Here is a 19,954-nt window from a genome sequence, read left to right as displayed (position 1 = left end):
CGCTGGCATGCCTTCTTCATACAGCTTCCTCGAGAATGATATCGGCGATGCGCTCGGCGGCATCGACCTTGGCCAGGGCACGCGCGGCTTGCGCCATCTGCATGCGGCGGCCGGGATTTTCGGACAGATCGCGCAGCAGTGCGGCAATGCCGTCTGCCAGCGTTCCGTCCTGCTTCAGCAAAACCGCCGCGCCGCGCTCGACCAGATACTCCGCGTTGCGGGTCTGGTGATCGTCGACGGCGGCGGGGAATGGCACCAGCACGCTGCCGACACCGACCGCGCACAGCTCGGCCAGGGTCGATGCCCCGGCACGGCACACGACCAGGTCGGCCCACGCGAATGCCTCGGCCATGTCCGCGATGAACGGAGTGATCTGCGCCTGCACGCCCGCCTTGGCATAGGCCTCGACCGCTTCGGCGTGCAGCTTCTCGCCGCTCTGATGGCGCACCTGCACCGGCACTTCCGCACCGAGCGCTGCGATGGCCTGCGGCACGCCGCTGTTGAGTGCGCGCGCACCCTGGCTGCCGCCCACCACCAGCACGCGCAACGGACCGTGGCGATCGGCGAAACGCTGTTCCGGCGGCGCGATCGCGGCGATCTCCGCGCGCACTGGATTGCCCACCGCTTCTTCACCCTTGGCGAAGGTGCCCGGGAACCCGGTCAGCAGGCGGCGCGAGTAGCGCGACAGGATGCGGTTGGTCATGCCGGGTGCGCGGTTCTGCTCGTGCACCAGCAGTGGCAGCCCATGCAGGCGGGTGGCCATGCCACCGGGTCCCGAGGCGAATCCGCCGAAGGCAATCACCGCACGCGGCTGGCGACGGCGGATGATCATGCCGGCCGCACGCAACGCGCGCATCAGCCGCCACGGTGCGCCCAGCAGTGCCAGCTTGCCCTTGCCACGCAGGCCGGTGATGGACAGCGTGTCGATCGGAATGTCGTGCTGCGGCACCAACCGGGTTTCCATCGCGCCTTCGGCGCCCATCCAGGTGACCGGCACGCCACGCTCGCGCAGCACGCGGGCCACGGCCAGCCCTGGGAAGATATGCCCGCCGGTACCACCGGCCAGGATCATCACCGGGCGAACGTTGTGGTCGGCAGCACTCATCCGAGCCTCCCGAAAGTCGGTTCGACGCGGGACTGCAGGCGGCTGGTGCCACGCACGGCAGGGCCCGCGCCGGCAGGCGCGTCCGCGCCCATCGGCAGCGACCCCGCGGACGGGGCGGACGGCTCTTCGGCCGGTGCGGTGGCAGCATCGTCGCCGCCGCCGATGCGCACGGCCTGGCGGCGCTCGGCACGCTTCAGCTCGTAGGACACGCGCAGCAGCAGGCCCATCGCCACGCACGTCATCAGGACCGACGAACCACCCGAGGAGATCAGCGGCAGGGTCAGGCCCTTGGTCGGCAGGATGCCCAGGTTCACGCCGATCGAAACGAAGGTCTGCATGCTGATCCACAGGCCGATGCCGAAGGCGATGTAGCCGGAGAAGTGGCGCTTCATTTCCACGCAGCGCATGCCCAGCCAGAAGGTGCGGCCGACCAGCAGCGCGAACAGGGCGATGATGACGCAGGTGCCCATGAAGCCGAATTCCTCGGCGGTCACCGAGAAGATGAAATCGGTATGTGCTTCGGGCAGGTAGTACAGCTTCTGTACCGAATTGCCGAGGCCGACGCCGGTCCACTCGCCGCGCCCCACCGCCATCAGCGCGTTGGACAGCTGGTAGCCGTCGCCCTGCTGGTCGGCCCACGGGTCCAGGAACGAGGTGATGCGGCGCATGCGGTACGGCTCGATGATCGCCAGCGCGCTCATGCCGACCAGGCCGATGATCACCGGCATCGACATGCGCGGCATGTTGACTCCGCCCAGCACCAGCATGCCGGCCGTGATCGCCAGCAGCAGGGTCGACGAACCGAAGTCGGGCTGCAGCAGCAGCAGCACCACCAGCGCACCGGCCACGCCCAGCGGCTTGAGCATCGCCGGCCAGGTCGCGTTGACCTCGTCGCGGAAGCGCACCAGGTAGCTGGACAGCCAGACGATGTACAGCACCTTCACCGCTTCCACGGTCTGGAACTTGGAGACCCCCAGGTTGATCCAGCGGCGGGCACCATTGACGCTGCTGCCCAGACCGGGAATGAACACCACCAGCAGCAGTGCGAAGCAGCCCAGCAGCAGCACCTGGTTGTACTGCTCGATGGACTTCAGCTCGGTACGCGCGGCAATGGCCGCCAGCACGATGCCGATCGCCAGGAACACCAGGTGGCGGTTGAGGTAGTAGAACGGGCTGCTCATCAACGCGATCGAGCTCGACGCCACCATCACCACGCCCAGCCCGGTGAGCGCGAGCATCGCACCCAGCAGCCACTTGTCGTAGCTGCCTTCGATGGCTTCGAGGCGTGTTGCCTGGCGGGACAGGTCGTTCATCGTCAGCGCACCTTCAACGTGGCCAGGCCGATCAGCACGAGCACGACGGAGATGATCCAGAAGCGCACGATCACGCGCGGCTCCGGCCAGCCCTTCAGTTCGAAATGGTGGTGGATCGGCGCCATGCGGAACACGCGCTTGCCGGTCAGCTTGAACGAGGCGACCTGGATCATCACCGACAGGGTCTCGATGACGAATACGCCGCCCATGATCACCAGCACCAGTTCCTGGCGGGTGATCACCGCGATCGTGCCCAGCACCGCGCCCAGCGCCAGCGCACCGATGTCGCCCATGAAGACCATCGCCGGATAGGTGTTGAACCACAGGAAGCCCAGCCCGGCGCCCGCGATGGCGGCGCAGATGATGACCAGCTCACCGGCACCGGGAATCTGCGGGATCTGCAGGTAGTTGGCGAACACCACGTTGCCGGAGGCGTAGGCGAACACGCCCAGCGCGCAGGCGACCAGCACGGTGGGCATGATCGCCAGGCCGTCCAGGCCATCGGTCAGGTTGACCGCGTTGGAGAAGCCGACGATCCAGAAGTAGGCGATGGTCACGAAGCCGATGCCGGCCAGCGGCAGCGCCACCGACTTGAACATCGGAATGTAGAAGGTCAGTGCGGCAGGCACATCGGCGGTATAGAACAGGAACAGGCCGGCGGCCAGTCCGAAGATCGACTGCAGCAGGTACTTCCAGCGCGACTTCAGGCCGTTCGGGTCGCGGCGGACGATCTTGATCCAGTCGTCGTACCAGCCGATCGCGCCGAAGCACAGCATCACCGCCAGCACCAGCCAGACGTAGCGGTTGCGCAGGTCGGCCCACATCAGCACCGACAGGGTGACGGTCAGCAGGATCAGCGAACCGCCCATGGTCGGCGTGCCGGCCTTGGAGAAATGGGTCTGCGGGCCGTCCTTGCGGATCGGCTGGCCGCCCTTGAACTGGGCAAGCTTGCGGATCATCGCCGGGCCGAGCCACAGCGACAGGAACAGGGCCGTCAACGCGGCAAGGATGGCGCGGAACGTCTGGTAGTTGAACAGCCCGAACAGGCTCTCCAACTGCTGCAACCATCGAGCCAGTTCATACAACATGCGGGGATTCCTCTCCTTGCGCCAGCAGCGCTTTGACGATCGTGTCCATGGCGCTGCCACGGGAACCCTTGACCAGGCAGCGCACGCCGGCGTGCAGCTCGTCCTTCAACGCCTGCGACAGCGCGTCATGGGTGGCGAATTGGCGGCCGCCTTCGCCGAACGCGGCGGCGGCGGCGGCACTGAGCGGACCGAGCGCATACAGGCGCTTCAGCCCTGCGGCGCGCGCGCGGACGCCGGCCTGCGCGTGCAGCGACTGCGCATCCGGGCCAAGCTCACGCATGTCACCCAGCACCAACCAGCCCTCTTCCGGGGCGGCCGCCAGCGCATCGATGGCGGCGGCCAGCGAACCGGGATTGGCGTTGTAGCTGTCGTCCACCAGCACCGCACCATTGCGCAGCTGGTGGGCGATCTGGCGTCCGGGCACCGGCTGTGCGTCGGCCAGGCCGGCGGCGACCCATGCCAGGTCGATGCCGGCAGCCAGCGCCAGGCTGGCGGCAGCAAGCGCGTTGCTGACGTTGTGGCGACCCGGCAGGCCCAGCACCACGCGTGCTTCGCCCATCGGCGAGACCAGCGTGAACTGGCTGCCCTGCGCACCGGCGCGGATGTCACGCGCGGTGATGTCGGCAGTGTGTTCCAGGCCGTAACGCAGCACGCGGCAGCGCGGCGGAACGCCGACGAAGTGCTGCTCGAACCAGCGTCCGTAGGCATCATCGACATTGATCACCGCCACGCCGTCGGCCGGCAGTGCGGCGTAGATGGCGCCCTTGGTGGTGGCCACGCCGAGCAGACTGCCCATCCGCTCGAGATGCGCAGGCGCGATGTTGTTGACCAGCGCATAGCGCGGGCGGGCGATATCGGTCAGGTAGGCGATGTCGCCCGGCTTGCCGGCGCCCATCTCGTAGATGGCGTAGTCGGCATCTTCCGGCGCATCGATCACCGCCAGCGGCAGGCCGATCTCGTTGTTGCGGTTGCCCGGGTTGGCATAGACCACCTTGTGCGCGTGCTGTGCCACCTGTTGCAGGATGGCCAGCAGCAGGCTCTTCACGCTGGTCTTGCCGTTGCTGCCGGTGATCGCGAACACCTCGGTGCTGCGGTCGCGCTGCATGCCCGTGGCGATCTTCGCCAGCGCCAGTTCGCTGTCGGCGACCAGCACCTGCGGCAGCTCGACCGGCAGCAGGCGCTCGACCAGCAGCGCGCTGGCGCCACGGGCCTGCGCGTCGGCGGCGAAGTCATGGCCATCGAAACGCTCGCCACGCAGGGCCACGTACAGGCTGCCCGGGCCGAGACTGCGGGTATCGTTGCTGATGGCATCGATGGCGACATCGTCGCCGTGGATCTCGCCGCCGGCCCAGTGCGCGATCAGCGACAGCAGGGTGCGCTTCATCGTGCACCCTCCGCCGCCAGCACACCGGCCTTGGCAGCCAGTGCAGCGGCCGCCACTTCGGTATCGTCGAAGTCGTGGCGTACGCCCTTGATCTCCTGGTAGGGCTCATGGCCCTTGCCGGCGATCAGGATGATGTCGCCGGCACCGGCGCGCTTCACGGCCAGACCGATCGCGCGCGCACGGTTGCGCTGCACGGTCACCGCGCCGGCATCGGTGAATCCTGCAAGGATGTCGGCGACGATGCGGTCACCGTCCTCGCCACGCGGGTTGTCATCGGTCACGATGATCTGGTTGGCCAGCCGCTCGGCAATGGCCGCCATCTGCGGGCGCTTGCCGGTGTCACGTTCACCGCCGCAGCCGAACACACAGTACAGCGTGCCCTGCAGATGCCCGTGCAGGCTGTCCAGTGCCTGTTCCAGTGCATCCGGCGTGTGCGCGTAGTCGATGACCACGGTCGGCAGGCCCTGCTCGCCGCCAAGGCGGTTCATGCGGCCGCGGATCGGCTGCAGCGCCGACAGTACCTCGGCGATACGCGGCAGTGACTGGCCCTGTGCGTGCAGGGTGCCGGCCACGGCCAGCAGGTTGTCGACGTTGAAGCGGCCCAGCAGCGGCGATCGGACAGCTGCGCGCTGTCCTTCGATCACCAGGTCGAAGGCGATGCCACGGCCATCAAGCTGCAGCGCGTCGGCGAGCACGACGGCGCCGTCGGTATCGCGCGAGCTCAGGCCGATCGGCAGCACGCCGGCCGGCAGGTCGGCGAACAGCTGGCGACCGAACGCGTCGTCGAGGTTGATCACCGCGGCCTTCAGGCCAGGACGATGGAACAGGCGGGCCTTGGCCGCGCCGTAGCTGGCCATGTCGCCGTGGTAATCGAGATGGTCGCGGGTGAGGTTGGTGAACACGGCCACGTCGTAATGCACGGCATCGACGCGGCCCTGGTCCAGCGCATGTGAACTGACTTCCATCGCCACCGCGCGCGCGCCCTGGTCGCGAAGCTGCGCCAGCAGGGCATGCATCTGCAGCACCAGCGGCGTGGTGAAGCCGGTCGGCTCGACCGCGCCGTAAAGTCCAGCACCCAGCGTGCCGATACTGCCACTGGGCGTTCCCAGCAGATGCCAGGCCTGGGCCAGCAGCTGCACGGTGGACGTCTTGCCGTTGGTACCGGTGACACCCACCATCGCCATTGCCCGCGACGGTGCACCGTGGAACTGGTCAGCCATTGCGCCCATGCGTGCGCGCAGGCCCGGTACCGCAATGGCATCGGCCGGTGCGGGCAGATCGTCCGGTGCCGGCGGCTCGAACAGGATCGCGCCGGCGCCCGCCGCGCGCGCCTGATCGACGAAGCCCAGGCCATGTGCGCCGAAACCGGCGATGGCCACGAAGGCATTGCCGGGGCGTACGGCACGGCTGTCCAGCACCAGGCCGGTCAGAACGGGATCATGGCCCGCCAGGGCCACGTCCGGAAGCAACTGCGAAAGCAACATCGAAGGGCTCATTGCGTGCCTCCCGTGGCGGGCGGCGTCTGGACCTGCGCGCTGGGCAGCGCGGCATCGAATTCGGCGGCGGCATCGACCGGCAACGCGGTCTCGGCCGGCGGGGCCGGCAGGATCGAGGCCGAGTGCCCCATCTTTCCGGACTGCTGCGCGGCCAGCCACGACTGCAGGTCGTCCAGCGGCACATCCATCAGGCGCAGAGTGCCTTCCATCACGTTGTGATAGACCGGGGCCGACACCAGGCCGCCGTAGAACTTGCCGGCCTGCGGATCATTGATGACGATGACAGTGGCGAAGCGCGGGTTGGTGGCGGGCACCACGCCGGCGAACAGCGCGTTGTAGTGACCGCGCTCGTAGCCGCCGGGGCCGGCCTTGCGCGCAGTACCGGTCTTGCCGGCGACGTGGTAGCCCAGGACCGCCGCCTGCTTGGCGCCGCCCTGGGTGACCACCGTTTCCATCATCGCCACCACCTGCTTGGCGACGTTCTCGTCGATGATCTGCTGGCCTTCGTTGCGCTGCCCCTTGACGAAGGTCGGTGCGATCAGGCGACCACCGTTGGCCAACGCCGAGTACGCGGTGGCGATCTGCAACGGCGTGACCGACAGGCCGTAGCCATAGGACATGGTGGTCTTGGTGGTTCCCGACCAACGGCCCGGACGCATCACCACACCTCCCGACTCACCCGGGAAACCGCTGTGCGGTACCGAGCCGTAGCCGAAGCGCCGCACACCGTCATAGAAGGTCTGGTCGGGCATCTTCGCCGCGACCTTGGCGGCACCCACGTTGGAGCTGCGGGTGATTACGCCGGTCACGTTCAGTACCCCGTTGTTGCGCGGCACGTCGCGGATGGTGAAGCGGCCCAGGGTCATGTAACCCGGATTGGTGTCGACGATGGTGTCCTTGGTCACCACGCCTGCCTGCAGCGCGGTGGCGATGGTCAACGGCTTCATCGTCGAGCCCGGTTCGACCAGATCGGTCACCGCGCGATTGCGGCGCGAATCGGGCAACGCACCGGTCAGCGAGTTCGGGTTGTAGGTCGGCAGGTTGACCATGGCCAGGATCTCGCCGGTGGTCACGTCCATGATGACCATCGAACCGCCGGCCGCCTTGTTGGCCACCAGCGCATTGCGCAGTTCCTTGAAGGCCAGGTACTGGATGCGGCGATCGATGCTGAGGGTCAGGTCCTTGCCCGGTTCGGCGGCACGCAGCAGATCGCTCTCGACGGTCTCGCCCTTGCGGTTGCGGATCACCCGCTTCGCGCCCGGCTTGCCGCGCAGCCATTCGTCGAACGCCAGTTCCAGGCCTTCCTGGCCGCGGTCGTCGATGTTGGTGAAACCCAGCACATGCGCCATCGCTTCGCCCTGCGGGTAGAAGCGGCGGAACTCGCGCTGCGCGGCCACGCCTGGAATCTTCAGCGCGACCACCTTTTCTGCCTCGTCCGGATTGATCCGGCGACGCAGGTACATGAATTCCTTGTCCGACTTCTGCGACAGGCGGCTGCTCAGCTCGTCCACCGACATGCCCACGGCCTGCGCCAGTTCCGGAATGCGGTCAGGGGCGCGCAGCAGGTCCTGCGGGTTCACCCAGATCGAGGCCACCGGGGTGGAGACCGCCAGCGGTTCGCCGTTGCGGTCGGTGATCATGCCGCGCGATGTCTTGATCGGCAGCTCGCGCAGGTAGCGGGCCTCGCCCTGGCGCTGGTAGAAATCGCTGTTGATGATCTGCACGTAGGCCGCACGGCCGACCAGCGACACCGAACACAGGCCGAGCGCCAGTGCCACCCAGCGCAGGCGCTGGCGCAGGTTGAAGGCGTTGCGTGGACGGTTGCGGCCGGTCTTGCTCATGGGCGCACCACCACTACGTCGGCGGCTTCGGGGAACTTCATGCCCAGCTTTTCACGGGCGATGCGGTCGACGCGGTTGGCTTCGGCCAGGGTGGCCTGTTCCAGCTGCAGGCGGCCGAATTCGATGTTCAGGTCATCGCGCGCACGCTCGGCGCGCGACAGCTCGATGAACGTCTGCCGGTGGCGGTGGCGCACGAACACCACGCCGATCGCCGAGGCCACGGTGGAGGCCAGCAGAATGATCAGCAGCAGGCGGCTCATGCGTCGGCCTCCCGCTTCTGGGCCACGCGCAGCACGGCGCTGCGCGCGCGCGGGTTGGCGGCCAGTTCGTCGTCCGTGGCCTTGATGGCCCCGCCGATCAGGTCCAGGGTCGGCACGAACGCGACCGCTTCAGGCAGGCGGCGGTTGGCAGGCGGCGCCTTGGCCAGACGGTTCATGTACTGCTTGACGATACGGTCTTCCAGCGAATGGAAGCTGATGACCGCCAGCCGGCCGCCGGGCTTGAGCCGCTCCACCGCCGCGTCGAGCCCGGCCTCCAGATCGGCCAGCTCGCGGTTGATGTGGATGCGGATGGCCTGGAAACTGCGGGTGGCCGGATGGATCTTGTCCTTGCCACGGGGCATCACCGACGCGATCAGTTCGGCCAGTTCGGCGGTGCGGGAGAACGGCTGCTTCTCGCGACGGGCAACGATGGCGCGGGCGATGCGCCGGCTCTGCCGCTCTTCGCCGTAGGTCCACAGCACGTCGGCGATCTCGCGCTCTTCGACGCGGTTGATCCACTGCGCGGCACTTTCGCCGCTGTCCGGATCCATGCGCATGTCCAGCGGGCCGTCCTTGCCGAAGCTGAAACCACGTTCGGCCACGTCCAGCTGCGGTGAGGACACGCCGAGATCGAACAGCACGCCATCCAGGCCTTCGGCCGTCTCGTTCCACTGCAGCAGCTGGGCGAAGCTGCCACGGAAAATCGACACGCGCGGGTCCGGCGCGAAGTCGCGCTCGGCCACAGCGATGGCTTCCGGATCCTTGTCCATGACCAGCAGGCGTCCCTCCGGCCCCAACTGGGTGAGCACGCCACGTGCGTGACCGCCACGACCGAACGTGCCATCCAGATAACGTCCGTTTTCGATCACCCTCAGGCCGTCCAGGACCTGGGTGTACAGGACCGGCAGGTGCACCGCCGGCGACTGCGACACCGGAAGGTGACCGGCCTGCGCTTCTGGGCGCATCCGGGCACCCCGGCTCACAACTTCAGGTCGAGCAACCCATCGCCCAGATCCTCGTCAGACAACGTCTGCTGGATCAGGGCACGATGCGCCTGCTCGCTCCACAATTCGAACTTGTCGCCCATACCGAGCAATACCGCCTTCTTTTCTATGCCCACCGCACCGCGGTGGCTGGCGGGAATGCTGATACGACCGTTGCCGTCCAGCTCCAGGTGGGCGGCCGAGCCGACCAGCTTCTGCTGCAACAGGCGCACGACGCGCTGGGTATTGGGCTTGGACATGACATCGTCGCGGACCCGCTCCCATTCGGACTCGGCATACAGCCACAGGCAGCCGGCTTCGAACGGGTTGTAGGTCAACACGAGACGGTTGTTGCTGGCGCGCGCGACGAGGTCGCGGTAAGCGGTGGGAACCGCCATGCGCCCCTTGTCGTCAACTGTGATGGCCGTCTCGCCCTGAAACACGACGCCTGCACCTTGTCCTTCGCCCGGTGAAACATTGAACCACGAAAACCCACAAAACACCCGGATTTCCCTCTGATGCCCACCTTAGCAGCGAGCGAAGGGTTGTCAACAACTTTTCCGCAGGGAAATCGCCAGCCACATCAATGGCTTGCAGCAACCTTTAGAGAATTGTTCAAGGCTTATCCACAAGTTGCTGATCCGTCTCAATTTTTGAGATTGAACGGAAGTTCAGGCCTGTGCAGGGGGCGTGAAACATCGCCCCCGCATTCATCGGGAACTGGCTGAAAGCGGCGCCAGACTGCGCAAACCGGGCACAATGACGTCATGTGCCTGCTTGCTCTTGGCTGGATGCACCATCCGCGCTGGCGGCTGGTGATGACCGGCAACCGTGATGAGTTCCACGCCCGCCCCACTGCGGCGCTGGCCCGCTGGCAGGATGAGACCTCCGTCATCGGCGGGCGCGACCTCCGCTCCGGAGGAGGCTGGGCCGGCGTCGGTGCCAGCGGCCGGATGGCGGTGGTCACCAATGTGCGCGATCCGCTGGCCGCCCAGACCGGTCCCTCGCGTGGCGCGCTGGTGGCCGACTTCCTGCGTGGCCGCGACCCGGCCGCAGTGCATATCGACCGCTTGGCGGCCGTGGCCGGCGCCTACGCCCCGTTCAACCTGCTGCTGGCCGATAGCGACAGCCTGGAGTATCTGGGCAACCACCCTGCCGAACGGCAGCGCCTGGGGCCGGGCGTGCATGGCATGTCCAACGGTGCACTGGATGCCCCCTGGCCGAAGACACAGCGGCTGATGGCGGCGCTGACGGCCTGGCTGGAAGAAGACGGGGTCAGATCTCCTTCGCAAAGCGAAAGGAATCTGACCCCGGACCTGACCCCGCTATGGACCGCGCTGGCCGACGAACACCGGCCTGCCGACAGTGACCTGCCGGACACCGGCATCGGACTGGAACGCGAGCGCTGGTTGAGCCCGGCCTTCATCCGCGGCGACGACTACGGCACCCGTGCCAGCACCGTGCTGCTGATCGATGGTGATGGCCACGGGCAGATCCATGAACGCCGCTTCGGGCCGCAGGGCGTATTCGTCGCCGGAAGCCGCATCGACTTCTGAGCGGCGGGCAGGATGCCGCCGGGCATGGCCTGGCGCTACAGAAGTGAATGGAGGCGGAGCCGGCCGATAAGCCGGGTTCTGTCGTGGACAGTCATTCCTCTAGGCGTTACGTCACCGCAACGCTCAAGCAACCTACCCGGATCCAACGCGGGCCGCGCCAAAGGATCCCTATTTGGTCTTGCTCCAGGTGGGGTTTGCCGTGCCGGTCTGTTACCAGACTCGCGGTGCGCTCTTACCGCACCATTTCACCCTTACCGGCCTTCCGAAGAAGACGTAGGCGGTATCTTTCTGTTGCACTTTCCGTCGGCTTGCGCCGCCCAGGCGTTACCTGGCACCTTGCCCTGTGGAGCCCGGACTTTCCTCGGCACCCCGCAAGGGATGACGCGACTGTCTGGCCGGCTCCGCCAGCGCGCATTCTACCGTACGCGGGTGGTTCCTGCCCGGTGGCTGTTCGATGCCGCGCGACGCGCACGCCGGGCATGGCCCGGCGCTACCGGCCGTACAACGCCTTGCGCGGTGCGCCGGTCAGCTCGGCGGCCAGCTTGGCGGCGGTCGACGGCGGCAGGTGCTCGCTCAATGTGGCGTAGACGCGACGGCCATGGGCCAGCTGCGCTTCCTCGTCGTCGCCGGCCCCCTGCACCATCACCACAAACTCGCCCTTGCGCTGGTTCTCGTCGGCTTCGACCGTTGCCAGCAAGGCCGCCAGATCGCCATCCAGCACGGTCTCGAACAGCTTGGTCAGCTCCCGCGCCAGCACCGCAGGCCGCTCACCGCCGAAGATCGCCGCCATGTCCGCCAGGGACTCGGCGATCCGGTGCGAGGATTCGTAGAACACCATCGTGCGCACCTCGCCGGCGAGCGCCTGCAGCCGGTCGCGGCGCCCGCTGGCCTTGGCCGGCAGGAATCCCTCGAAACTGAAGCGATCGCTGGGCAGGCCGGCCACGCTGAGCGCGGCAATGGCGGCACAGGCACCCGGAACCGGGCTGACCCGGATGCCCGCCGCGCGCGCGGCCCGTACCAGGCGGAAGCCGGGATCGCTGACCAGCGGCGTGCCGGCATCGCTGACCAGCGCCAGCGATTCGCCCGCCTGCAGGCGCGAGACCAGTCGCTGCGCCAGGGCGTCTTCGTTGTGCTCGTGCAGCGCCACCAGCGGCTGCTGGATGCCGAAATGGGACAACAGCTGGCCGCTGCGCCGCGTGTCTTCGGCACAGATCGCCGCTACCGAACGCAGCACCTCCTGTGCGCGCGGACTCAGATCGGCCAGGTTGCCGATCGGCGTGGCGACGACATACAGGGTGGGGACACTCATTTCAGCGGTACTCACGGGGCAAGGGTAGAATCCTAGCGTGTACCTGGCCAAGGCCGCTGCCCTCATCGCATGGACCCGATCATGAACAAGCCCGCCGCACGCATCTCCGCCCTTTCGTTGTCGCTGATGCTCCTGGCCGGCTGTGCCACCACCAGCTTCACCAGCGCGCCCGAATCGCCGGCCCAGAGCCAGGCGCTGGCGCTGATCGAACAGGGCAAGCCGCGCGACGCCGCGATGCAGCTGGAGGGCCTGGCGGCCACCCTGCGCGGCAGCGCGCGCAGCAATGCCCTGGCGGATGCAGCCTGGGCGTGGCACCTGGCCGGCGACAGCACCCGCGCGCGCAGCCTGTTGGGGCAGCTCAGCGCCCGCCAGCTGTCCGGTGCCAGCCTGCAGCGTTACCAGCTGACCGGCGCCGAGCTGGCACTGGCTGACAAGCAACCCGCACAGGCGTTGGCCCTGCTCAAGGACAATGGCGACAACGTCGCACCCGGCCTGCGCACGCGCTGGCTGCTCGCCCGTGCCCAGGCCCTGCAGGCCACTGGCGATGCCTTCGGCGCCGCCAGCGACCGCGCACGCGCGCAGGCCGGCCTCACCGGCAGCGCGCGCAACGAGAACCAGGCGGCCATTTCAGGCCTGCTTGGCACCCTCGACGATGCCACGCTGCGCAGCCGTGCCGCCGCGCTGCCGGCCAACGATCCGCTGTACAACTTCGCCGGCCGTGCGTTGATCGCCCGCGGCCTGCCGCTTCCGCGTCCGTTCGACCGCGACGGTGCCGCCCAGTTCGACACCAGCAAGCGCCCGCCGGCAATGAGCGATGGCTACCGCCCGCCGGCGAAGCTGGCCGTGCTGCTGCCGCTCAGTGGCCGCCTCGCCACCGCGGCACAGCCGGTGCGCGATGGCCTGCTCGCCGCCTATTACGGCGAATCGCGCCGCCGCCCGGACATCAATTTCTTCGATACCGCCGGCACGCCGGCCGGGGCATTGGCTGCTTACGACAAGGCAGTGGCCTCCGGTGCCGACTTCGTCGTTGGCCCGCTGGGCCGCGATGAAGTGGATGCGGTATACGGCCGCCAGCCGCTGCAGGTGCCGGTGCTGGCGCTGAACCGTGGCAAGGATTCACCGCCGGCCGGCAGCGCCGGCTTCTCGCTCGCCCCGGAAGACGACGGCATCGTCGCCGCCGAATACCTGCGTGGCCGTGAGCGCAATCGCGCCCTGGTCATCAGCAGCAGCGACGATACCGGCCGCCGCGCCGCCGCGGCCTTCTCCCAGCGTTTCACCCAGCGCGGTGGCCAGGTGGCCGCCACGGTATCGGTCCCTGAAGCGGTGGGCGATGTCGGCGCCCAGGTGCGCAATGCCGGCCAGGTCGACGCTGTGTTTCTCGCCGTGCGCGCTCCGCAGGCGCGGCTGCTCGCGCCGCAGCTGGCGCTGGCCGGTGTCGGCGGCGCCACCCGCGTCGGCACGTCCCAGCTGACCATCGGCAGCGGCAAGGTGGAGGAGGACGTGGCACTGGACGGCATCGTCTACCCGAATGAAGCCTGGAACGTGCGCAGTGTCTCCGGCCTGCCGTCGGCCAGCCAGGTCGCCAGCACGCTGCCCAGCGCGCGCGGTGCCGCCGGCCGCCTGTTCGCCTTCGGCGCCGACGCGTGGAAGATCAGCAGCTATCTGGACAAGCTGGCCAACGAAGGCGGCCTGGAAGGCGCCACCGGCACCCTGTTCCTCGATGGCAATGGCAACATCCTGCGCCAGCCGGCGTGGTCGACCTTCAGCGGCGGCCGGCCGATGCCGATCGTCGGTGGTCGCTGAGCGCACGCAGCGGGGCTCGGCGGTGGAAACCGCCGCCGAGCTGCACCTGCAACAGGCCGGGCTGCAGCCACGCGCGCGCAATGTCCGTTATCGAAGCGGTGAACTGGACCTGGTGATGGACGACGCCGGTACCGTGGTTTTCGTGGAGGTGCGGTACCGCGCGCGCAGCGACTTCGGCGGCGCTGCCGCCTCGGTCGACCCCCGCAAATGCCGGCGCCTGGTACAGGCCGCACAGTTGTACCTGCAGGCGCATCCTGCACTGGCCGATGCGCCCTGCCGCTTCGACGTGGTCGAGGCCAGCGGCGAACCGCCACGGCTGCACTGGCTGCGCGACGCGTTCCGGCTGGACGACTGCTGATGCCCTCGATCATCACCCACGCTGCCGTGCCGATGCCCGGCGCAGAGGCCGCCTGCAAGGCCATCCACTCCGTACCGGTTGTTCCACGAGATCCAACATGAGCCCTGCCCTGCCCGCTGCCCTGGTTGCCGAACTGTCCGCCCTGCTGGGCACGGAGGGCTGGCGCATGGATGACACCGCGCTGGAGGCGAATGCGCAGGACAACTCATGGCGCCGGCAACGCCCCGCCGCCGTCGCGCTGCCGGCCGACACCGAACAGGTGCAGGCGCTGGTCCGCGCCTGCCGTGTGCACGGCGTGGCCCTGGTCGCGCGTGGCGCGGGCACCGGTACCACCGGGGCGGCGGTGCCCCTGCCGGGCAGCATCGTGCTGTCGTTCACCCGCATGGATCGCATCGTCGAGATCCGTGCCGGTGATCGCTGCGCGGTGGTGCAGCCTGGCGTGCTCAACGGCGCCCTGCAGCAGGCGCTGACACCGCATGGGCTGTTCTGGGCGCCGGACCCGTCCAGCGCGGAGATCTGCAGCGTCGGCGGCAATCTCGCCTGCAATGCCGGTGGCCCACGCGCGGTGAAGTACGGCACCAGCCGAGACAACGTACTGGGGCTGGTCGCGGTCACCGGCACCGGCGAGGTGATCCGCTGCGGTGGTGCCTATACCAAGGATGCCACCGGCTACGACCTGACCCACCTGCTGGTGGGTAGCGAGGGCACCCTGGCGCTGATCGTGGAAGCTACCTTGAAGCTGACGCCGCTGCCGGTCGCGCAGGCCGGACTGCGCGTGCTGTACCGCGATGCCGATGCCGCCGCCGCCGCGGTATCGCGGCTGATGTCGCAGCCAGTGGTACCGACCCGCCTGGAGTTCATGGACGCGCGCAGCCTGGAGCTGCTGCGCCTCAATGGCGCCGACGTACCGGAGGCCGGCGCGATGCTGCTGGTCGAGGCCGATGGCGACCACGACACCCTGCCCTACCTGCTGCAGGCGCTGGCCAGCGCTGCCGAAGGCGACGGCATGATGGAACTGGACGTAGCGATGGAGGGCCGCGCACGCGACCAGCTGTGGGCGGCGCGCAAGGCACTGTCGCCCGCGCTGCGCAGCGTTGCACCCGGCAAGATCAACGAAGACGTGGTGGTGCCGGTATCGCGCATTCCCGACCTGGTTGCCGGGGTACAGGCGCTGGCAGGCGAGTACAGCCTGACCATCGTCACCTTCGGCCATGCCGGCAACGGCAACCTGCATGTCAACATCCTGTACCACCCGGACGATGCCGATGAGAGCGCGCGAGCGCATGCGGCGCTGCCGAAGATCTTCGCGCTGACGCTGGCGCTGGGCGGCACACTGTCCGGTGAACATGGCATTGGCCTGGCCAAGCGCGATTTCATGGCGCAGGCGTTCACTCCCGCCACGCTGGCGACCATGCGCGCGATCAAGGCCACGCTGGACCCGGATGGCATCCTCAACCCGGGCAAGGTGCTGCCTCCTGCATGAGGCGCCGCCCTGTGCATGAACGCCGTCCGTGTCAGGACGGTAGCGCCGGGCCATGCCCGGCGTTCTCATTCGTCAGGCGAAGTGCTGATAACCACCGTCGGCCACTTCGCCATCCACGTGCACGCCCTGCCCTTCGGCGATGCGGCCAATGCGGGTGAGCGGCAGGTCCAGCGATTCGGCGAGGTAATGCAGTGCGTCGCGCTGATCGGCGGCCGCGGTGAAGCACAACTCGTAGTCGTCTCCGCCACGCAATGCACAGTCGCGCGCGCCATCGCGGCCGAGCAGCTCACGCAGCGCGTGCGAGATCGGCAACGCATCGGTATCGACATGAGCTGCCACGTCACTGCGGCGGGCGATGTGGCCCAGATCGGCCAGCAGTCCGTCGGACACATCCACTGCCGCATGCGCGAAGGCACGCAGGCGCAGGCCGAGGGTGACACGCGGCGTCGGCCGCAGCAGGCGCAGGCGCAGGCGTTCGTAATCGGCCAGCAACGTGGCCGTGGCCACGTTCAGCGCCCCCTGTTGCCACAGGCGCAGCGCACCTGCCGCATCCCCCAGCGTGCCACTGACCCAGATGTCATCGCCGGCCTGTGCACGGTCGCGGCGCAGGGCCTGACCACGGCCAACCTGGCCCATTGCGGTGACAGACAACGACAGCGGTCCGCGCGTGGTGTCACCCCCGATCAGCGCGACGTCATGCTGGTCGGCCAATGCGAAGAAGCCATCGGCGAATGCCTCGATCCAGTCTTCGGACGTTTCCGGCAATGACAGCGCCAGGGTGCACCAGGCCGGTCGCGCGCCCATCGACGCAAGATCGGACAGATTGACCGCCAGCGTCTTCCAGCCGATATCGAAGGCCGGCGTCTCCACCGGGAAGTGCACGCCACTGTTGAGTGTATCGGCGGTCACCACCAGCTGTTCATTCGCGCGCGGCTGCAGCAGCGCAGCATCGTCACCGATGCCGAGCAGCACGTCGTCGCGCTCGGCGGTGCGGGCGCGGATACGGTCGATGAGGGCGAATTCGGCCAGGGACATGGGGCGTTCTGCTCTTATGTAGCAGCCGGGCCATGCGCGGCTGCAGTTCGATCACGCGCCACACTACCGGACGCAGCCCTGCCCCGCGCGGCAAGCCAGGCAGGGCACGGCTCTACAGCGATCGGGTCAGTGGCCCGATTCGACCTTGCGCCATTCCACGGCGGCGCGGTCCAGCACACCGTTGACGTAGGTGTGGCCGTGTTCGGAGCCGAAGCGCTTGGCCGATTCGATGGCCTCGTTGATCACCACGCGGTACGGCACGTCCAGGCGGTAGCGCAGCTCGTACGCGGCCAGGCGCAGCACCGCGCGTTCGATGGCATCGACTTCCTCGATGCCACGGTCCAGATACGGGGCCAGCGCTTCGTCGATGTCGGTGCGGTTGTCGAGCACGCCGTGCATCAGCGCCTCGAAGTACGCCAGATCGGCGATCTCGCGGGCCTGCTCATGCGCGAACTGGGCGATCAGCGACTGTGCGTTGCCGCCGGAGATCTGCCACGCGTAGACGGCCTGCACGGCACGACGGCGCGCGCGCGAGCGCAGCACCGGATCAATGCCATCGCGGCGGACGGGTTTACCGGAGGGCTTGCCCTGGGTGTTCTTGTTCATGGCAGCTGCTCCAGAAGATTGACCATTTCCAATGCGGCGAGTGCGACTTCCTCGCCCTTGTTGCCGTGGCTGCCGCCGGCGCGGGCCTCGGCATCTTCCACGCGCTCCACCGCCAGCACGCCGTTCAGTACCGGCACGCCGAAATCCAGCTGCACGCGCATCAGGCCTTCGGCGCAGCGGTCGGCCACGTGTTCGTAATGACGGGTGTCGCCGCGGATCACACAGCCGAGGGTGAGGATGGCGGCGTGTTCATGGGCGGCGGCCAGGCGTGCGGCGACCAGCGGCAGTTCCCAGGCGCCCGGCACCCGGATCACGTCGATGTTGGCTTCGGTGATGCCGTTGCCGGCCAGGCTCTGGCGTGCGCCGGCCACCAGCGTATCGGTGATGCGGGCGTTCCAGCGGCTGGCCAGGATGGCAAAGCGCGCCGACTCGGGAGTGCGAAGATCGCCTTCGTAGTGGCTCATATGCGGCTTGGGGGACTCGATAAGGGGTAATTCTAGCGTGGATGGGCCCCGGCCGTGGTTGGCGGGGGCCTGGCATCCGCCGGGCATGGCCCGGCGCTACCGGGGTCGGATCCCGCACCGCGGCCTCCGACCCCACGGGGCGACCGTTACAGGGCCACCGTCTCCACCACTTCCAGGCCATAGCCGGCCAGGCCGATCTGCCGGCGCGGCGTGCCCAGCACGCGCAGCTTGCCCAGCCCCAGATCGGACAGGATCTGCGCACCGGCGCCATTGCGGCGCCACTGGCCCACATCCTTGTCCTTGCCCGGCACCACCGGTGCGGGCTGCTGGCGCAGGCGGGCGAGCAGCGCCTCGCCATCGCGCGGCGCCGACAGCACCACCATCACGCCGGCACCTTCGGCGGCGATCGCACGCAGCGCGTCGGTGGCGGCCACGCCGAAATCGTCACGACGCCAGTGCAGCAGGTCGGCCAGCGGATTCTCCACCTGCACGCGCACCAGGGTAGGCGTGCCAGCGTCGGGAGTGCCGCGGACCAGGGCGAAGTGCAGGTCGTGGGCGATGCGGTCGCGGTAGGTCACCAGCCTGAACGGGCCAAACTCGGTATCGATGTCGCGCTCATCGACGCGTTCGACAGTCTTCTCGGTGGCCAGGCGGTAGGCGATCAGGTCGGCGATGGAGCCCATCTTCAGGCCGTGCTCGCGGGCGAACACTTCCAGCTCCGGGCGACGCGCCATGCTGCCGTCCGGGTTGAGGATCTCCACCAGCACGCCGGCCGGTTCCAGCCCGGCCAGCATGGCCAGGTCCACACCCGCTTCGGTGTGGCCGGCGCGGGTCAGCACGCCGCCCGGCTGGGCGATCAGCGGGAAGATGTGGCCAGGCTGGTGCAGGTCCGATGGCCGCGCGTTGGGTTTCACCGCGGTGCGGATGGTATGCGCGCGGTCATGGGCGGAGATGCCGGTGGTCACGCCCTCGGCCGCTTCGATGCTGACGGTGAAATTGGTCTGGAACTGCGCGGTGTTGGCCTGCACCATCGGCGCCAGGCCCAGGTCGGCGGCGCGGGTGCGGGTCAACGGCAGGCACACCAGGCCACGGCCATGGGTAACCATGAAGTTGATGTCGCTGGCCTTGACCAGCTCGGCAGCCATGATCAGGTCGCCTTCGTTCTCGCGGTCCTCGTCATCGACGATGACAACCATGCGGCCCTGGCGGATGTCTTCCAGGATCTCGGGGATCGGCGCGAAGTTCATGCTGCGCCTCCCTGCAGGTGCCCGCCAACAAGACGTTCGACATAACGGGCGACCAGGTCGATTTCCAGGTTCACCGCACTGCCCACGCCGGAGGCGGAGAAGGCGGTGTTGGCCACGGTATGCGGGATCAGCGCGACCTCGAAGCCTTCCTCGTCCACTTCGTTGACGGTGAGGCTGACGCCGTCCACGCAGATCGAGCCTTTCTTGGCGATGTAGCGCAGCAGCGAGGCCGGCGCGGCGAAGCGCCAGCGCTGGGCGCGCGCGTCATCGTGGATGGACAGCACCTGGCCCAGGCCATCAACGTGGCCGCTGACCAGATGCCCACCCAGACGATCGGTCGGGCGCATGGCACGCTCGAGGTTGATGACCGCGCCCTGCTCGAGTTGGCCCAGCGTGGTCAGGCCCAGCGTCTCGGTGGAGGCATCGGCCTGGAAGCTGTTGGCGTCGAATGCGATGACCGTCAGGCAGACACCGTTGATGGCGATGCTTTCGCCCATCTGCACGTGATCGAACGGCAGGTTGCCGACATTGAAGGTGAAGCGGACATCGCCGCCGATGGACTCGCGTGCGGCCAGACGGCCGACGCCTTCGATGATTCCAGTAAACAAGTAACGTTCTCCGCA

The 19,954-nt window shown here is 68.1% G+C and carries 19 protein-coding genes and 1 other RNA gene; 4 read left to right on the top strand and 16 right to left on the bottom strand.

Annotated elements, in window-relative coordinates; all coding sequences use genetic code 11:
- Positions 1-16: 16 nt before the first annotated feature.
- Genes murG through mraZ form a run of 9 tightly spaced genes read right to left on the bottom strand, consistent with a single transcriptional unit; the run spans position 17 to position 9,913 of the window.
- On the bottom strand, positions 17-1,105 hold the full coding sequence (gene murG, locus QMZ25_RS05385) for an undecaprenyldiphospho-muramoylpentapeptide beta-N-acetylglucosaminyltransferase (protein ID WP_065175811.1): 1,089 nt from the start codon (positions 1,103-1,105) through the stop codon (positions 17-19).
- Positions 1,102-2,418 carry a putative lipid II flippase FtsW gene (gene ftsW, locus QMZ25_RS05380; RefSeq protein WP_065175812.1) on the bottom strand — a complete coding sequence of 439 codons (1,317 nt, stop codon included), beginning with the start codon at positions 2,416-2,418 and terminating at the stop codon, positions 1,102-1,104. The genes murG and ftsW overlap by 4 nt, the downstream gene beginning before the upstream one ends.
- A 2-nt stretch (positions 2,419-2,420) precedes the next feature.
- A complete protein-coding gene (gene mraY / locus QMZ25_RS05375) occupies positions 2,421-3,506 on the bottom strand; it encodes a phospho-N-acetylmuramoyl-pentapeptide-transferase (protein ID WP_053516457.1) in 1,086 nt (361 codons plus the stop codon).
- Positions 3,496-4,890 (bottom strand): UDP-N-acetylmuramoyl-tripeptide--D-alanyl-D-alanine ligase, encoded by a 1,395-nt coding sequence (murF, locus tag QMZ25_RS05370; protein WP_253119408.1) that lies wholly within the window; start codon positions 4,888-4,890, stop codon positions 3,496-3,498. The genes mraY and murF overlap by 11 nt, the downstream gene beginning before the upstream one ends.
- The gene (locus QMZ25_RS05365; RefSeq protein ID WP_111186311.1) at positions 4,887-6,386 is read right to left on the bottom strand and encodes a UDP-N-acetylmuramoyl-L-alanyl-D-glutamate--2,6-diaminopimelate ligase; all 1,500 of its coding nucleotides are present in this window, start codon (positions 6,384-6,386) and stop codon (positions 4,887-4,889) included. Before QMZ25_RS05365 ends, murF begins: the two co-directional genes overlap by 4 nt.
- Complete coding sequence (locus tag QMZ25_RS05360; protein ID WP_065182805.1) at positions 6,383-8,227, bottom strand: penicillin-binding transpeptidase domain-containing protein; 1,845 nt, start codon at positions 8,225-8,227, stop codon at positions 6,383-6,385. The genes QMZ25_RS05365 and QMZ25_RS05360 overlap by 4 nt, the downstream gene beginning before the upstream one ends.
- Positions 8,224-8,487 (bottom strand): cell division protein FtsL, encoded by a 264-nt coding sequence (gene ftsL, locus QMZ25_RS05355; protein ID WP_053516463.1) that lies wholly within the window; start codon positions 8,485-8,487, stop codon positions 8,224-8,226. Before ftsL ends, QMZ25_RS05360 begins: the two co-directional genes overlap by 4 nt.
- Positions 8,484-9,452, bottom strand: a complete 969-nt coding sequence (gene rsmH / locus QMZ25_RS05350) for a 16S rRNA (cytosine(1402)-N(4))-methyltransferase RsmH (protein ID WP_053516464.1) — start codon at positions 9,450-9,452, stop codon at positions 8,484-8,486. Before rsmH ends, ftsL begins: the two co-directional genes overlap by 4 nt.
- A 14-nt stretch (positions 9,453-9,466) precedes the next feature.
- Positions 9,467-9,913 (bottom strand): division/cell wall cluster transcriptional repressor MraZ, encoded by a 447-nt coding sequence (mraZ, locus tag QMZ25_RS05345; RefSeq protein ID WP_004143635.1) that lies wholly within the window; start codon positions 9,911-9,913, stop codon positions 9,467-9,469.
- Between the two features lie 324 nt (positions 9,914-10,237).
- On the opposite strand from mraZ, the gene QMZ25_RS05340 reads away from it, so the two are divergent.
- Positions 10,238-11,026: an NRDE family protein gene (locus QMZ25_RS05340; RefSeq protein ID WP_283219231.1), complete on the top strand. Its 789-nt coding sequence runs from the start codon at positions 10,238-10,240 to the stop codon at positions 11,024-11,026.
- A 51-nt stretch (positions 11,027-11,077) separates the two neighbouring features.
- On the opposite strand, the gene rnpB is transcribed toward QMZ25_RS05340, so the two are convergent.
- Positions 11,078-11,429, bottom strand: an RNA gene (gene rnpB / locus QMZ25_RS05335) — RNase P RNA component class A.
- Between the two features lie 87 nt (positions 11,430-11,516).
- The gene (rsmI, locus tag QMZ25_RS05330) at positions 11,517-12,335 is read right to left on the bottom strand and encodes a 16S rRNA (cytidine(1402)-2'-O)-methyltransferase (RefSeq protein WP_053516466.1); all 819 of its coding nucleotides are present in this window, start codon (positions 12,333-12,335) and stop codon (positions 11,517-11,519) included.
- A gap of 81 nt (positions 12,336-12,416) precedes the next feature.
- Here rsmI and QMZ25_RS05325 point away from each other — a divergent pair, with 81 nt between their 5' ends.
- From QMZ25_RS05325 to QMZ25_RS05315, 3 genes are all read left to right on the top strand, one after another.
- The gene (locus QMZ25_RS05325) at positions 12,417-14,138 is read left to right on the top strand and encodes a penicillin-binding protein activator (RefSeq protein ID WP_128989130.1); all 1,722 of its coding nucleotides are present in this window, start codon (positions 12,417-12,419) and stop codon (positions 14,136-14,138) included.
- A complete protein-coding gene (locus QMZ25_RS05320) occupies positions 14,128-14,496 on the top strand; it encodes a YraN family protein (RefSeq protein ID WP_283219230.1) in 369 nt (122 codons plus the stop codon). The genes QMZ25_RS05325 and QMZ25_RS05320 overlap by 11 nt, the downstream gene beginning before the upstream one ends.
- A gap of 97 nt (positions 14,497-14,593) precedes the next feature.
- Positions 14,594-15,979: an FAD-linked oxidase C-terminal domain-containing protein gene (locus QMZ25_RS05315; RefSeq protein WP_263177332.1), complete on the top strand. Its 1,386-nt coding sequence runs from the start codon at positions 14,594-14,596 to the stop codon at positions 15,977-15,979.
- Between the two features lie 72 nt (positions 15,980-16,051).
- Here QMZ25_RS05315 and thiL read toward each other — a convergent pair whose 3' ends face one another.
- The 5 genes from thiL to QMZ25_RS05290 form a co-directional block, all read right to left on the bottom strand.
- A complete protein-coding gene (thiL, locus tag QMZ25_RS05310; protein ID WP_197571635.1) occupies positions 16,052-17,014 on the bottom strand; it encodes a thiamine-phosphate kinase in 963 nt (320 codons plus the stop codon).
- 126 nt (positions 17,015-17,140) lie between these two features.
- Entirely contained in the window at positions 17,141-17,620 is a 480-nt protein-coding gene (gene nusB, locus QMZ25_RS05305; protein ID WP_128989124.1) for a transcription antitermination factor NusB, read from the bottom strand.
- Entirely contained in the window at positions 17,617-18,084 is a 468-nt protein-coding gene (gene ribH / locus QMZ25_RS05300) for a 6,7-dimethyl-8-ribityllumazine synthase (protein WP_010481977.1), read from the bottom strand. Before ribH ends, nusB begins: the two co-directional genes overlap by 4 nt.
- 146 nt (positions 18,085-18,230) lie before the next feature.
- Positions 18,231-19,331: a 3,4-dihydroxy-2-butanone-4-phosphate synthase gene (gene ribB, locus QMZ25_RS05295; protein WP_053516472.1), complete on the bottom strand. Its 1,101-nt coding sequence runs from the start codon at positions 19,329-19,331 to the stop codon at positions 18,231-18,233.
- On the bottom strand, positions 19,328-19,939 hold the full coding sequence (locus QMZ25_RS05290) for a riboflavin synthase (protein WP_111186317.1): 612 nt from the start codon (positions 19,937-19,939) through the stop codon (positions 19,328-19,330). The genes ribB and QMZ25_RS05290 overlap by 4 nt, the downstream gene beginning before the upstream one ends.
- Positions 19,940-19,954: the final 15 nt, after the last annotated feature.

The sequence above is a fragment of the Stenotrophomonas sp. RS-48 genome (assembly GCF_030053245.1).
In the GTDB taxonomy this organism is placed as follows: domain Bacteria; phylum Pseudomonadota; class Gammaproteobacteria; order Xanthomonadales; family Xanthomonadaceae; genus Stenotrophomonas; species Stenotrophomonas maltophilia_P.
Note: the sequence above shows the minus strand (reverse complement) of the source record. Positions and strands in the feature narration are given on the sequence as shown.